Consider the following 14538-nt stretch of genomic DNA (forward strand, 5'->3'; position numbering starts at 1 on the left):
ACACCGCATTTATAAAAGAAATTTTGTAGATAGTCTATGAGTAGCTTCTCCTTCCATAACGCCCCTTCATTGAGGGACATTTTAAAGCAGCGGAAAAAAAAGCGATTGCTGTTAACCTTATCATATTGTTTGATTATAACAATTGCATCGAGTCTTATTATGTATGCAATGCGTAATGCAGTTAGTTTTTTTCGAATACCATCTGAAATCACAAGAGAAGATATTTTAACTGGGCGTTCTTTGCGTTTAGGTGGTTTTGTTGAAAAGGGGACGGTTGAATATATCGGAGAGATGGGCGTTATTTTTTTTGTAACGGATAACATAAAACGTGAAAAAGTGATTTTCAATGGTATTTTACCCGATCTTTTTCGGGAAGGTCAGGGGGTTATCGTAGAAGGATATTTCGATAAAAAGTTTTTTTTCGTAGGTACGCGTATTTTAGCAAAACATGATGAAACTTATATGTCTAAAGAAACAGCTGATCGTTTGAAAAAACATCACAATTTGGAGAAATAATTCGGTTGTGTTTGTTGAATTGGGTCATATTTTTTTATCTGCAGCTTTTGCAGTGAGTTTATTAGGGGCTTTCCTTCCTATTTTAGGTTTTTTGTGGAAGGAGCGCTCGTTAATGCAAACAGCTGTTCCCCTAACATATATTACTTTTACATTATTGTTTTTATCTTTTTTGATTATTGTTCACGCCTATATCGTATCTGATTTTTCTGTTTTGAATGTTGTTGAGAACTCTCATTCAGAAAAACCGATGCTGTATAAGATCACTGGTGTTTGGGGAAACCACGAAGGATCTATGTTATTATGGGTTTTAAGTCTCGCTTTTTTTAGCACATTGATGGCCTTATTTAGCCAACATTTTCCAGAACAGCTTAAAGCCCTTATTTTAATATGCCAAAGTTGGATTACTAGCGCTTTTCTTTTTTTTATGCTTTTTATGTCCAACCCCTTTTTACGTGTTAATCCACCGGCATTACAGGGAAAAGATCTCAATCCTCTTTTACAAGATATCGCGTTAGCAATTCATCCACCACTTCTTTATTTAGGCTATGTTGGTTTTTCACTTTGTTTTTCTTTTGCAATAGCAGCATTGATTATGGGACATGTTGATGGGCTTTGGGCACGGTTACTTCGTCCTTGGATTCTCCTTGCGTGGTGCTTTTTGACTTTAGGTATTATGGTTGGGTCTTATTGGGCTTATTATGAGCTAGGATGGGGTGGTTATTGGTTTTGGGATCCAGTTGAAAACGTTTCGTTTATGCCATGGCTTTCGGGAACGGCTTTTTTGCATTGTGCTCTTGTTCTTGAAAAGCGGGAGACATTAAAGAGTTGGACTTTATTTTTAGCTCTCCTTACTTTTTCCCTTTCTCTTATGGGAACTTTTCTTGTTCGTTCTGGTCTTTTAACGTCTGTCCATAGTTTTGCTGTAGATCCAGCACGGGGACGAGCAATTCTTGCACTTTTATCCTTTTTCACTGGAGGGGCTTTTTTTCTTTTTGCATTACGCGTCCCTGTTTTGAAAACAGGGAAATTATTTCAGCCAATTTCGCGTGAAGGTTTTATTGTCTTAAATAATTTATTACTTACAACAATAACAGCAACAGTCTTAATAGGAACACTCTACCCTTACTTAATTGAAGCATTAACTGGGCAAAAAATTTCTGTAGGTGCTGCCTTTTTCAATATTACTTGTGGGCCGTTAATGGTGTTATTGTTATTATTTGTTCCGTTCGGATCAATGATGGCATGGAAACGTGGTGATTTCCTTGCAGTTGTTGAGCGGTTGTGGCTTGTTTTTATATTAGTTTGTGTAATCTGTTTTATAACATTTTATGCAGCACCTTTGCGTGATATTTTTGCTACTTTAGGAGTTGGACTTGCAGCCTTTGTTTTCTTAAGTAGTTTAGTTGATCTTTGGGAAAAAAGCGGACACCGAAAGACAGCGTTTTCGGTGCGGATTAAGAGATTTATTGGATTACCATGGTCAATTTTTGGTGCGGCAATGGCCCATATGGGATTAGGTGTTACATTGTTTGGCATTGTTTGTGTTGCGACTTTCTCACAAGAGCGGATTTTAACCATGCAGATAGGAGATATGGTCACAATAGCAGGTAAAACACTTCATTTGGATAAAGTCCGCGATGGTGCTGGACCAAATTATTCTATAATAGAATTTCATTTTACAATATATGAAAATAAAAATGGTGTGCGCAATATAACGGCATCAAAACGTTTTTATTCAAGTCAAAACACGTCAACAACAGAAGTTGGTATTCAAAATCATGGCTTATCTCAGCTATATATTGTGCCGAGACGGATGGATAATAAAGGGCTTGTTGTGTCTATATGGTGGAAGCCTTATGTAATTTGTGTTTGGTTAGGGGCATTGATGATGGCTATGGGCGGATGTTTTTCTCTTTTTTGTTATTGGCTCCGTAGAGGGTTGCATCAACGTATAGCCTTCCGCTTTAAATTTTTTGAGAAGGTATCGAGATGAAAAAGGGTCTATTTTGGACTTTGCTTTTTTTTGTTACTCTTTTTTCTTTGTCGTTAGCAAGAGCAGTGGAGCCGGATGAAATTTTAAACGATACAGTTCTTGAGTCACGTGCACGTGAGATTTCATCATATTTGCGTTGTCCAATTTGCCAAAGTCAATCAATTGATGATTCAGATACTCCCTTAGCACGTGATTTACGGTTGTTGATTCGGGAACAATTAAAAGTGGGTCATACTAATCAAGAAGTGATTGATTTTCTTGTTGAGCGATATGGTGAATTTATTCTCTTAAAGCCACCATTTAATAAAATAACTTGGTTTTTATGGTTGTCTCCTTTTATAATTCTCTCTATTGGTGTGAGTGCCATCTTGTTTCGGATAAGATGCTGCAAGCAGAAAAATAATGATTTTGAGTGTTTTTGAGGGAAAAAAGTCAAAAATACTGTTGTATTAGAGGAAATACTGTATGAAAAAATTTAGGTTGTTTAAATTAGCAATTCAATCTTATTGATAATTATACGTTGTTGTGACCTTAAACCTTACAAAACTTTAACGATTTAGACAGAAAACGGTAAGGTCTGGTGTCTTATACATGATCGCCATCTAGAGAAGAATATGATTGAATAGGAGCGTATACCAAATGGTTAAAAAAACTTTCTTTAAAACATTAGTTGCAGTAAGCTTTTCTGCTGTGTTGGAAAGTGCACTGTTTTTTAGTGGATGTGCATCAAGCTTGTGGACGACAACGGCTCATGCAAGTTCTGTATTTACTTCGTTAATGCAGCAGCCGGGATTTGCAGATATTGTTTCTCAAGTGAAACCTGCAGTTGTTTCAGTGCAAGTGAAGAGCAATAAAAAGAAAGAAGATTGGTTTTTTAGTAATTTTTTTAGTGGACCGGGTATTGACCAACTACCAGATCAACATCCTTTAAAAAGATTTTTTAAAGAGTTTTATGAGTTGGATAAGCCTAAAAACAAGTTCCCCTCACGCTCACATAGACTCCGTCCTATAGCTTTTGGTTCCGGCTTTCTTATCTCATCTGATGGTTATATTGTGACCAATAATCATGTGGTTTCTGATGGCACAAGTTATTCTGTTGTTCTTGATGATGGTACAGAGTTAAACGCTAAGCTCATTGGATCAGATCCAAAAACTGATCTTGCTGTCTTGAAAGTAAACGACAAAAGAAAATTCTCCTATGTTGATTTTGGTGATGATTTAAAGCTTCGCGTTGGTGATTGGGTTGTTGCTATCGGTAATCCTTTTGGCCTTGGAGGAACAGTGACAGCAGGAATTGTTTCAGCGCGTGGACGTGATATTGGGACAGGTTCCTATGATGATTTTATTCAAATTGATGCTGCTGTTAATAGAGGAAATTCTGGTGGACCAACTTTTGATCTCAATGGAAAGGTCGTAGGAGTTAATACAGCAATTTTTTCTCCTTCTGGAGGAAATGTTGGGATTGCTTTTGCTATTCCGGCAGCGACAGCGAAACAAGTTGTGCAACAACTTATCGAAAAAGGTTCCGTTCAACGTGGTTGGCTTGGGGTGCAGATTCAACCTGTAACAAAAGAAATTGCTGACTCGATAGGTTTGAAAGAGGATAAGGGTACTTTAATCACTGATCTATTAAAAGGGCCCGCAGAGAAGGCTGGTATCAAGGCAGGAGATGTCATTATTTCAGTGAATGGTGAAAAAATTAATGATACTCGTGATTTAGCAAAGCGTATAGCAAATATTAGACCAGACGAAACAGTAACGTTGGGGATCTGGAGATCTGGTAAGGAGGAAAATATAAAAGTTAAACTTGCTTCAATGCCTGAAGATGAAGGGAAAAAAGAGGGAACAAAATATTCAAATGAACGGAGTAATTCAGATGAAACATTAGAAGATTACGGTTTGATTGTTGCTCCTTCTGATGATGGTTTAGGATTGGTCGTAACGGATGTAGATTCGGATTCAGATGCAGCAGATAAAGGTATACGCCCTGGTGATGTGATTGTGACAGTGAATAATAAATCTGTTAAAAAGATTTCTGATATTACCGATACAATCAAGAACGCTCAAAAGCTAGGACGAAAAGCTGTCCTTCTACAAGTGCGAACAAATGGTCAAAATCGTTTTGTCGCTCTTCCAATTTTAAAAAAATAACACTTTTTTTGTGTAGGATAGAGATCTTGTGGATTTCTGTCCTACTACACGATTTGATAAAATAACGGAGATGTGTTTTATGAAGATACTCGTTATCGAAGATGATCGTGAGACGGGTCGTTATCTCGAAAAAGCTTTCTTTGAAGCGGGACATTCAGTTGATGTTGCCTATGATGGGGACGCTGGGTATGCTTTAGCTGATACAGAAAGTTATGATGTTATGGTTATTGATAGGATGCTTTTGCATCGGGATGGTCTTTCTATTATTTCTGAATTACGTGCTAAGGGCAATGAGACACCAGTTCTTATCCTTTCAGCTTTAGGGCAAGTGAATGATCGTGTGACGGGTTTGCGTGCAGGGGGTGATGATTATCTGACAAAACCTTATGCTTTTTCTGAGCTTCTTGCTCGCGTTGAAGTGTTACAACGGCGGAAAAATCCTAAAGAGGCAGAAACTGTTTATTGTGTAGGAAATCTCGAACTTGATCGGTTAGCACATACAGTAAAACGAGGGGAAAGAAATATCATATTGCAACCACGAGAATTTCGTTTACTTGAATATTTGATGCGTTATGCTGGTCAGGTTGTTACACGCACTATGCTTTTGGAAAATGTTTGGGATTACCATTTTGATCCGCAGACCAATGTCATTGATGTGCATATATCCCGTTTAAGAGCAAAAATTGAAAAAGATTTTGATATTCCACTTCTCCATACTGTACGTGGAGCTGGGTATATGCTGAAAACACCAGATGATAAAAAATGAATCGTTTGATCAATATAATCCGTACGACTGCTTTCAGGCTTTCAGTACTTTATATTTTATTGTTTGGGCTCGTTGCAACAGGACTTTCTATTTATATGACAGCATTTTCTGCTTCGTTGTTAACGGAGCAAACGGAGCAAGCTTTACATGAAGAATTGAGGTATATTGAAAATGCTTATAATTATGGTGGTCTTCCTTTATTAATGCGCACTATTGATTATCGTTCACGACAACCGGGGGCTTTTCTTTATCTTGTTGCTGATCCGATGGGGCGCATTTTAGCAGGCAATGTTGCACGGATTGAATTAGGTCTTTTGAATCATAACGGTTTTATTGCAAATTCTTTTTTGTATTCACGTTTTGGGGAACATGGCAAAACAAGTGAACATCGCGCTTTGGCTATTGTTGTTGATTTGCCCAATGCTATGAAAGTCCTTATAGGGCGAGATTTGGATGAACCAGAGCGTTTTGCAGTGGTTATTCGTAAAGCAGTTATGATTGCTCTTGTGGCAATGCTTGGAGGTGCTTTACTCATATGGTTTTTTGTTGGTAGGCGAGCCTTGCAAAGGATTGATCATGTGACAGATGCATCGCAGCGCTTGATGGATGGTGATTTCAGTGGGCGGTTACCTGTTTCTGGAGTAGGCGATGAGTTTGATCGATTATCCGCTAATCTTAATGTTATGTTAGACCGCATTGAAGAATTAAATATTGGTTTGCGTCAAGTATCAGACAATATTGCTCATGATCTGAAAACACCGCTGACACGCCTTAGAAACCGTGCTGAAGAAGCGCTTTCTGGACAAAAGACAAAGCTTGAATATCGTCAAGCACTTGATGGGGTCATTTCTGAATCAGATCAACTTATTCGTACTTTTAATGCTATTTTAATGATTTCACGCATTGAAGCGAGTAGTACAATTGAACATCTTGAAGTTATGAATATGAAGTTAATCCTTGAAGATGCCGTTGAACTTTATGAGCCTTTTGCTGAAGAATTAGGTGTTTTGCTTCGCTTAGGGGATACGTTTGATAAAGAGCTTAAGTTGAATCGTGAACTTGTTGCTCAATCAATTTTTAATCTTATCGATAATGCAATTAAATATGCATCTAAAGATGGAAGGAAAGCAAAGGTTTGCTTATCGATGGAATATCGTGGTGAACATTTATTGGTTGTCGTGAGCGATAATGGTCCAGGAATTGCAGCGGATAAACGTGAAAAAGTAACAGAACGTTTTTTTCGCCTTGAAGAAAGTCGCACACAGCCCGGTTTTGGTATTGGTTTAAGTATAGCAAAAGCCGTTATGAAACTTCATGGTGGTGAACTTTTACTGGAAAATGCAAATCCAGGGCTTAGGGCTGTTTTATTATTTCCTTAAAGGTGTTTCTGCTTCATTATTTTAATAACTCTAGCTCTTTTTATTTGCCGTATAATGCAAAGAAAAAAGGGACAATGCCTTTTAAGGGAGGGCAGATGAAAAATGCTTTTTTAAAAAAACAGCTTCTCTCGTTATGCCCCCTTGATGAGAGTGGTTCTCAATGGTTGAGGGATCTTGAAGAACAAGCAAGGAAGGAAAAATTAGAATCGCTTGTTTCTTATATTTCAAATAAGGGAAAGCAAATTGAGTTTATAAGCTCGGTTATGACTTTATCTCCTTTTTTGCGTGAGGTTTTAATTGCTAATCCATCTTATCTTAGTCCCTTATTAAATGTTGATATAGAAACGAGATTGAGCGAAATCATCGATGATATTGCAAAAATTGATAAGAATGAAGTTATACAGGAAACTTCATTAATGGCTGCTTTAAGGCGCAAAAAACGAGAAGCACATGTTCTCATTGCGTTAGCTGATTTGAGTGGTATTTTTACTTACGAAATTTCATGCACTTGGTTGACTCGTTTGGGAGAAATTGCGTTAAGTGTAGCTCTTCGTTTTCTTTTAAAAGAGGCACATGATCATGGTAAGATAAGTTTGTCGAGTCGTGATGATCCAGAAAAAGATTGTGGTTTAATCATTTTAGGGATGGGAAAATTAGGGGCAGGAGAACTTAATTATTCTTCTGATATTGATCTTATTGTTTTCATTGATGAAATGTCCCCTCATATTGGTAATCTTTCTGACAGTGTTGATGTATTTTCTAAAATGGTCCGTCGATTGATCCGCATCATTCAAGAACGTACTGCGGATGGATATGTCTTTCGTCTTGATTTTCGACTTCGACCAGATCCAAGCTCAACTCCTTTAGCCTTACCGGTAAGGACTGCATTGCGTTATTATGAGGGGCGTGGGCAAAATTGGGAGCGAGCCGCTATGATTAAAGCACGTCCAGTGGCGGGCGATAAAAAGGCAGGTTTTAACTTTCTCAAAGAGCTTTTTCCTTATGTATGGCGGAAATATTTAGATTATGCTGCTATTGCTGATATTCATTCGATCAAACGTCAAATTCATGCATATAAAAATTATGGTCAAATTGCTGCTTATGGTCATAATATAAAATTAGGGCGAGGTGGAATTCGTGAGATTGAGTTTTTTGTTCAAACACAACAACTCATTGCTGGTGGACGTTTTTCTCAATTACGTGGACGTCAAACAGTTGCAATGTTAGCAGAACTTTACAAACTTGGTTGGATCAATGAAAAAACGAAAGAGAGCCTTATAAAAAGTTATGCTTTTTTACGAAATGTGGAACATCGTATTCAAATGCTTGCAGATGAACAAACGCACCTTCTTCCAAATGATATTTCTCAATTTACGAGTGTTGCCTATTTGATGGGCTATCAAGAGAGCAGTAGCTTTATCCGTGATTTATTAAAAATACTTCAGGTTGTTGAAAAACATTATGCTGCGTTGTTTGAAAATGAGCAAGAACTTGGTTTAGAAATTGGCAATTTAGTTTTTACGGGTGAAGAAGATGATCCAGAGACATTAGTAACATTAAGTCGTTTAGGTTTTGAAAGAGCAAGTGATATTTGTCGTATTATGCGCACGCTCCATTGTGGGCGTTATAAAGCAACACAATCTGCGGAAGCACGTGAGAGATTAACGGAATTAACCCCAGCACTTTTGAAAGCTTTTGGTGCGACAAAGCGGGCTGATGAAGTGATGTTGTGTTTTGATAGCTTTTTACAAGGTTTACCTTCAGGAATTCAGCTTTTTAGTTTATTACAATCTAATCCCTCTCTTTTAGATATGTTGGTGCTTATCATGGGAGCTGCGCCACGTCTTGCTGAGATTATTACACGTAAGCCACATGTTTTTGATGGAATGTTAGATCCAACTCTTTTTTCAGAATTGCCCACAAAAACTTACCTAGAAAAACGGCTTGAATGTTTTCTTGAAAATATAACGTCTTATGAAGAAATTCTCGATCACTTAAGGGGGTTTGCTGATGAGCAACGTTTTTTGATTGGTATTCGAATATTAAATGGTACAATTACAGGAGAAAAAGCAGGTTTTGCGTTTACTGCACTTGCGGATACTGTGATTGCGAAAACATTTTCTGCAGTTCAAAAAGAATTTTCAAGTCTTCATGGTAGTATTAAAGGAGGACGTTTCGGCATACTAGGTATGGGGAAGCTTGGAAGTCATGAATTAACTGCGGGTTCAGATATTGATCTTATTTTGCTTTATGAACATGATGAGGATGCGGAAATATCTGATGGAGAAAAGCCGCTTTATATTTCTCAATATTATACTCGTTTTACACAGCGTTTGATTGCAGCTTTATCTACTCTTACAAGCCAAGGGATTCTTTATGCTGTTGATTTAAGATTACGGCCATTAGGAAATAAAGGGCCTGTTGCTGTTTCTTTTCAATTTTTTAAAAAATATTATCGTAAAGAAGCATGGATATGGGAACATCTTGCTTTAACACGGGCACGGGGTATCGCAGGGGATCCTGATTTTTTACAAAAATTAGAAAATGAAGTATGTGAAATTATTTCTTTTCCTCGTCATAAGAAGGATGTAGCAAAAGCAGTATGTGAAATGCGTGCTTTAATTGCAAAAGAAAAACCGCCAGAGAATCGATGGGATTTGAAAACAATGTCTGGTGGTATTATGGACTTAGAGTTTATTGCTCAATTTGCTCTTATTACGCATGTGATTGCATTTCAAATTGGTGCGACGACAGCGGAGATTTTAGCTCAGTTACCGAACAGTTTTCTTAATCAGTCATTTATTTCTGATTTACATCATGCCTATAGCCTTTATACAAATTTGAGCCAAATTATAAGACTTTGCTTAAATGCTTCTCTCGATTCTCATGATATGCCACCTGGATTAAGTGACCTTTTGTTAAGAAGTGTTGGAGAGCCTGATTTGCTTCGTGTTGAAAAATTACTTGAGGAAACAGGGCAATCAGTCTGTTCAATTTTTACACGCGTAATGAAATATTGAATGTATCTTATAATAATTTATGAAATCATTCTGTATGATTGTTAGTTAAAATGCAAAAATTAATATATGATAAGAAGCTATTGAATAATAGAAACTAAAAATATGAAATAAATAATTTTTATGAGTAGTATTTACAATGTTTTCATTATTATAGATTTTTATTTATATATTTCTTTCTTATATTTTATCTAAGTATCTTTTTTAAAGAGCATAATCTGTATATCAGCTTTGTATTGTATCTTTCATGCTTAGTGTGATGAATTTTTCTCTAAAATCAGCTTATTCTCACTGTTATTGTTTATGCAGAAAATTCGAGTAAGACTTTTTACCTATTAGCAGAGGGTCCTTTTTGTTTATTTTTTAAGGTATATCTGTGATATTGTCCCTTATAGAGAGATACATATCAGACAGACATCTTCATGAATTCTTTGGGATTTTTTCAATCGATATTTTATTTTTTTTATAATGTATCATTTTTGCTACAGATTTTTTTTTAATATGAAAACATCCAGCCATTGTGTGTCACATTAGCTTTTAGGGGAGCCTTATGACTACAAAATATTTAATCACAAATTCTATTTTTTTAAACTTTAGTTTCTACAGTGCAGACGGTGGGTGTTATAGCTTCGGAGCAGCCAGCATCTGTTATCGCAATTTCAGCGTTTTCTTGAACAGGTCTTTACCTTGGAGGTCAAATTTGTAATTTTTCAAATGAAATCAGTGCAAGTTATTTAAGAAATAATACGGTAAAATGGACTCCAATGAGCAAAAGAGTCTCTGCCAAAACTTTCTAGTTTTGTAGGGAGTATCTATATGGGTTCCAATATTGATGTTGGCAGTGGTTTTATTATAGGTATTGATACGGATATAATGTGGTCTGATAAAAAGGACACAAAAGATGTTAAATCGTCGAGGAAGAAGAAAACCAAAGTAGTTTCAGAAGAGCTCGGAAGAGCCAGTCGAACAGAGGATTTCGTGCAAGAAGAGAGCGCGGTGTTTGATCCAATTATGCATCATACTTTAAAGTAAAAATGATTTGGTGCTACGTGCGTGCGGAATATCGTTATTCAGATTATGGTAAGAAAAAATTAGCCCATGACCAAATTGAAATTGGTTATAAAACAAATGATTTTCGTGTTGGTATAGCTTATAAAATTTAATTTATTACAAGCTTAAATTTTTAAAAAACCCCATTTTTAAATGGGACTCTTATCTTTATTAGAGATATAGAGCATTCTCTTTTAAGAGAGAAGTTATTTTATTTGGAGTATCTTTTAGACTTGCTTTTCTCTTTCCTTAGAAATTTGTTTTTTGTGTTGTTATAAAGGTTTTGTTTAGATGGAAGAAAATACAAATAGAAAAACTTTTGAGATAAAAAATTATATTCATGATATATTTAACGAATAGGATTGAAGTATAACAGAAATTGAGATTCTTACTATTTTATCTATTATTCCATAAAATGGGGCAAGTATGATTATTGAATAATCCTTCAGGAGATGAATTTGAAGGAGATTTTGTTTTCCCTTTTAGAGAATGTGATGAGAAAACTTCTTTTATTTATGGTGCTGAAATCCTTTAAAATATAAAAAGTCAAAATGCCAAACATTTCCCAACAAAAAATATTTTATTTGAAAAACGTCTCGATAGGCGGGCTTTTGGTGGCAAAGTCTCAAAAAGGAATTTGTAATATAGCGTTGGGAGATACTACAGAACAATTATTACAGGAATTCATGGTACGTTTTGGTGATGCAAAACAGGTGGATAATGATAAGACATTTAAGAGCGAAGTTGCACATATTGTAGCAATGATAGAAACGCCTCAGTTGGTAAGAAAATATAATTTTCCCTTAGATATAAGGGGTACAGTCTTTCAACAGAAAGTCTGGGAAGTTTTACGTAACATTCCATGTGGTGCAACAATTTCATATGAAGCGTTAGCGCAACGTATTGGTATGCCCAATGCTTTTCGTGCAGTTGCTCATGCATGTGCGTGTAACAAATTAGCATTAATTATTCCTTGCCATCGTGTTGTGCGCAAGAATGGTTTTATCTCTGGATATCGTTGGGGGGCTTGGCGGAAACAGATTTTGCTACAACGAGAACAAAAGGAGGAATTTAACTTTGTTTGATTGGCATTGTAATGGTAACAGTTGTTCCCTTCATTTCTTTGGAGATAATTTCAAGTTTCCCTTTATGGAGTTCTAATAGGGAGCGCGAAATGGCCAGACCAAGTCCTGAACCAGTATGGGTTTTAGTGAGCTGATTTTCAACTTGTTCAAAAGGCTGTCCAAGTTTTTTTATTGCTGATTGAGGAATACCAACGCCTGTATCTTTAATTCTACAAATAAGGTTATTTTTTTTCCTAAAAGCGTAGATATCAATACTCCCTCCAGAAGGTGTGAATTTAACAGCATTAGAGATGAGATTAAGAAAGATCTGTTTCATAGCACGGCCATCCACTTCTGCGAGCAGTTCTGGAGCAATATTTGTTGTAACAGAAATATTTTTTTCTTGGGCCTGTGGCGTGAGTGTTCGTACAGCTTCACTGATGATGGGCTCGAGATTGATATTTTTACAATCAAGAGAAAATCTACCAGCTTCGATTTTGGACATATCAAGGATATCGTTAATAAGTGTGAGGAGATGTGTTCCTGAATTGTAAATATCATGCATATATTCTTTGTAGCGTTGTGAGCCAAGAGGACCAAAGGTGGATTGCAACATGATATCCGAAAAGCCAAGAATAGCATTAAGTGGAGTGCGCAATTCATGGGACATATTCGCTAAAAACTCTGATTTAGCTTTGTTAGCACTTTCAGCGCGCTCTTTTTCTGCTTTCAGACTTTTATTAAGTTTTTCAACTTCTGTTGCACGTTGTTGCGCGTTTCCTCGAGCACGTTTGAGCTCTTGAATAAAAGAAAAAAGGCGTCTTTCACTATCTTCAAATTTTTCTTGTTGTTGTTTAAGTTCGGAAATATCTGTACCAATGCAAACAAGTCCTCCATCTTGTGTGCGGCGTTCATTAATTTTAAGCCAACAACCATCGGCAGTTTGGCGAATGCTCGTTAAGTTACCATCACCATCATCCTTGAGAGGATATTCACTGATTGCAGGGCGAGCCATAGCTTCGACGGTTGCACGTTGGATTCCTGATTGTAAAACCTGTTTAGGGATAGCTGCATATTCGCAAAACTTGCTATTAGACATAACTAAACGCTCCTCGGCATCCCATAAGACAAAAGATTCTGAAATATTTTCAATTGCATCGCGAATTCGAAGATCAGCTTGCGCTGTTTCTTCTGCGATTTGCCGTTGTTCACTGACATCGAAGGCAATACCGACCAAATGGGGTTCTTCTTCGTCGGTAACTTCAGCACGAATACGCATCCATATATAATGGCCATCAGCATGACGCATGGGGACATTAAGATCAATATGCTTTTTTTTACCACTCATTAATTCTTGAGCAAGATCAAAAAAATTAGCATCATTTGGGTTGATAATAGCAGTAATTTGGGAAATTGAGAGGAGTGCATCTTGAGGAACATAGCCAAGCATTTCATAAATTGCTCGCGACCAGTAAACACGTCCGCTTGCCATATTCCAATCCCATAGACCGCAGCGTCCACGCATCATTGCCATATCAATGCGATTTTGAGTTTTTTCTGAAATCAAATCTGTATTGCGTGCTCTTATAATTTGATTGTAATAGGCGTAGAGGAGAGCTAAAATAACACCGCTTGTTCCTATCAACAGGGTCATATTTAATGAGAAAATTTTGCGCCATTGCGTGTAGATATGCTGTGTTTTTTCACTGATGAAAACACCATAGTGTCCATTTTCTGTTTGCTGAAAAGCAGCAAGGGCGGCAACATCTTTACCTATTGTGATTTTCATGACTTCAGCATGTTTTTCCAGAGCTTGTAAAGCAATGCTTTCAGAGATAAAATCTTGTAAAGGTTTTCCTACAATAATCTCGGAATTTGATGAAGCTAGGACGTTACCTTTTTGATCGACTATGGCCATAACAGTGTTGGGATTGACAAGGCCTTGAGTGCTAAAACTAGTAAGGATATTTTGCAAATGATTGTGAGAAAGGGTAACGACTTTGCCCTTTTGCGTAGCAGCAAGTAAATCATGTTCAATTATATTAGTAATATGAGAGGCCGAGAGAGTGAGAGTAGAACGTGTGCTTTTATCAATCGCATGGCGCCAATCATAGATTGATATAAAACGAATTGCTGCTAGCACGACAAGAAATACAAGAATGACAAAGGGGAGTGAACGTCGCAGCCAAGGTTCAATAAAAAGAAGTTTTTGATAGGCTGAGCCAGAAAACAGGTTGATATGCTCCTTGTGCGCTTTATGATTGTCAGCGCCTGATTTTGAATTAGCATACCCCTCTGTTGGCGCATTATATGCGTCCAATTTAGCCATTTCTCGTTCCTTTAATTACGGAATAATATATTTTAAAAACTGCTTCGATATTCATAACAACCCCATAAAGTGCAATGAATCAAAACAGGAGTCCTCTGTCCAGTCTTTTTTTAGAAAAAATAATTTTACTGTTATTGAATGTGGATTATGGAAGTGGAAAGGTATTCTAATGTGGCCTATAAACAGGTTTAAACTTCCTGTTTATAGGCTCAGCGTTCTCGCCTAGTGTGTTGATATGATTTTACAAGGTATGTTATAACATATTGATTATAA

At 36.8% G+C, this 14538-nt stretch carries 11 protein-coding genes; 10 read left to right on the forward strand and 1 reads right to left on the reverse strand.

Translation table 11 applies throughout. The annotated features are described in order from the left end of the window. The first annotated feature begins 36 nt into the window (after positions 1-36). The 10 genes from ccmE (at position 37) to AC0QT4_RS06250 (ending at position 11957) form a co-directional block, all read left to right on the forward strand. Positions 37-516 carry a cytochrome c maturation protein CcmE gene (gene ccmE / locus AC0QT4_RS06205; RefSeq protein WP_473200853.1) on the forward strand — a complete coding sequence of 160 codons (480 nt, stop codon included), beginning with the start codon at positions 37-39 and terminating at the stop codon, positions 514-516. 7 nt (positions 517-523) lie between these two features. Then, positions 524-2509: a heme lyase CcmF/NrfE family subunit gene (locus AC0QT4_RS06210; RefSeq protein ID WP_473200854.1), complete on the forward strand. Its 1986-nt coding sequence runs from the start codon at positions 524-526 to the stop codon at positions 2507-2509. Further along, entirely contained in the window at positions 2506-2931 is a 426-nt protein-coding gene (locus tag AC0QT4_RS06215; protein WP_473200855.1) for a cytochrome c-type biogenesis protein, read from the forward strand. The genes AC0QT4_RS06210 and AC0QT4_RS06215 overlap by 4 nt, the downstream gene beginning before the upstream one ends. Positions 2932-3148: 217 nt before the next feature. After that, a complete protein-coding gene (locus AC0QT4_RS06220; protein ID WP_473200856.1) occupies positions 3149-4660 on the forward strand; it encodes a Do family serine endopeptidase in 1512 nt (503 codons plus the stop codon). 79 nt (positions 4661-4739) lie between these two features. Next, the gene (locus AC0QT4_RS06225) at positions 4740-5426 is read left to right on the forward strand and encodes a winged helix-turn-helix domain-containing protein (RefSeq protein WP_473200857.1); all 687 of its coding nucleotides are present in this window, start codon (positions 4740-4742) and stop codon (positions 5424-5426) included. Then, positions 5423-6805 carry a sensor histidine kinase gene (locus tag AC0QT4_RS06230; RefSeq protein ID WP_473200858.1) on the forward strand — a complete coding sequence of 461 codons (1383 nt, stop codon included), beginning with the start codon at positions 5423-5425 and terminating at the stop codon, positions 6803-6805. The genes AC0QT4_RS06225 and AC0QT4_RS06230 overlap by 4 nt, the downstream gene beginning before the upstream one ends. Positions 6806-6900: 95 nt before the next feature. Next, complete coding sequence (locus AC0QT4_RS06235; RefSeq protein WP_473200859.1) at positions 6901-9825, forward strand: bifunctional [glutamine synthetase] adenylyltransferase/[glutamine synthetase]-adenylyl-L-tyrosine phosphorylase; 2925 nt, start codon at positions 6901-6903, stop codon at positions 9823-9825. 813 nt (positions 9826-10638) lie between these two features. Then, positions 10639-10854: a hypothetical protein gene (locus AC0QT4_RS06240; protein WP_473200860.1), complete on the forward strand. Its 216-nt coding sequence runs from the start codon at positions 10639-10641 to the stop codon at positions 10852-10854. 2 nt (positions 10855-10856) lie between these two features. Further along, the gene (locus AC0QT4_RS06245; protein ID WP_473200861.1) at positions 10857-10985 is read left to right on the forward strand and encodes an outer membrane protein; all 129 of its coding nucleotides are present in this window, start codon (positions 10857-10859) and stop codon (positions 10983-10985) included. Positions 10986-11423: 438 nt separating this feature from the next. Next, positions 11424-11957, forward strand: coding sequence for a methylated-DNA--[protein]-cysteine S-methyltransferase (locus AC0QT4_RS06250; RefSeq protein ID WP_473200862.1), 534 nt, complete (start codon positions 11424-11426; stop codon positions 11955-11957). On the opposite strand, the gene AC0QT4_RS06255 is transcribed toward AC0QT4_RS06250, so the two are convergent. Continuing rightward, entirely contained in the window at positions 11944-14265 is a 2322-nt protein-coding gene (locus tag AC0QT4_RS06255; RefSeq protein ID WP_473200863.1) for a sensor histidine kinase, read from the reverse strand. The genes AC0QT4_RS06250 and AC0QT4_RS06255 overlap by 14 nt on opposite strands. Between the last annotated feature and the right edge of the window lie 273 nt (positions 14266-14538).

It is taken from the genome of Bartonella sp. EBT8 (assembly GCF_055796165.1).

Coding starts and splice junctions, on each gene's coding strand:
- AC0QT4_RS06240 (WP_473200860.1), top strand. CDS start 10,639: ATGGGTTCCAATATTGATGTTGGCAGTGGTTTTATTATAGGTATTGAT.
- AC0QT4_RS06215 (WP_473200855.1), top strand. CDS start 2,506: ATGAAAAAGGGTCTATTTTGGACTTTGCTTTTTTTTGTTACTCTTTTT.
- AC0QT4_RS06220 (WP_473200856.1), top strand. CDS start 3,149: ATGGTTAAAAAAACTTTCTTTAAAACATTAGTTGCAGTAAGCTTTTCT.
- AC0QT4_RS06230 (WP_473200858.1), top strand. CDS start 5,423: ATGAATCGTTTGATCAATATAATCCGTACGACTGCTTTCAGGCTTTCA.
- AC0QT4_RS06255 (WP_473200863.1), bottom strand. CDS start 14,265: ATGGCTAAATTGGACGCATATAATGCGCCAACAGAGGGGTATGCTAAT.
- AC0QT4_RS06225 (WP_473200857.1), top strand. CDS start 4,740: ATGAAGATACTCGTTATCGAAGATGATCGTGAGACGGGTCGTTATCTC.
- AC0QT4_RS06250 (WP_473200862.1), top strand. CDS start 11,424: ATGCCAAACATTTCCCAACAAAAAATATTTTATTTGAAAAACGTCTCG.
- AC0QT4_RS06235 (WP_473200859.1), top strand. CDS start 6,901: ATGAAAAATGCTTTTTTAAAAAAACAGCTTCTCTCGTTATGCCCCCTT.
- AC0QT4_RS06245 (WP_473200861.1), top strand. CDS start 10,857: ATGATTTGGTGCTACGTGCGTGCGGAATATCGTTATTCAGATTATGGT.
- ccmE (WP_473200853.1), top strand. CDS start 37: ATGAGTAGCTTCTCCTTCCATAACGCCCCTTCATTGAGGGACATTTTA.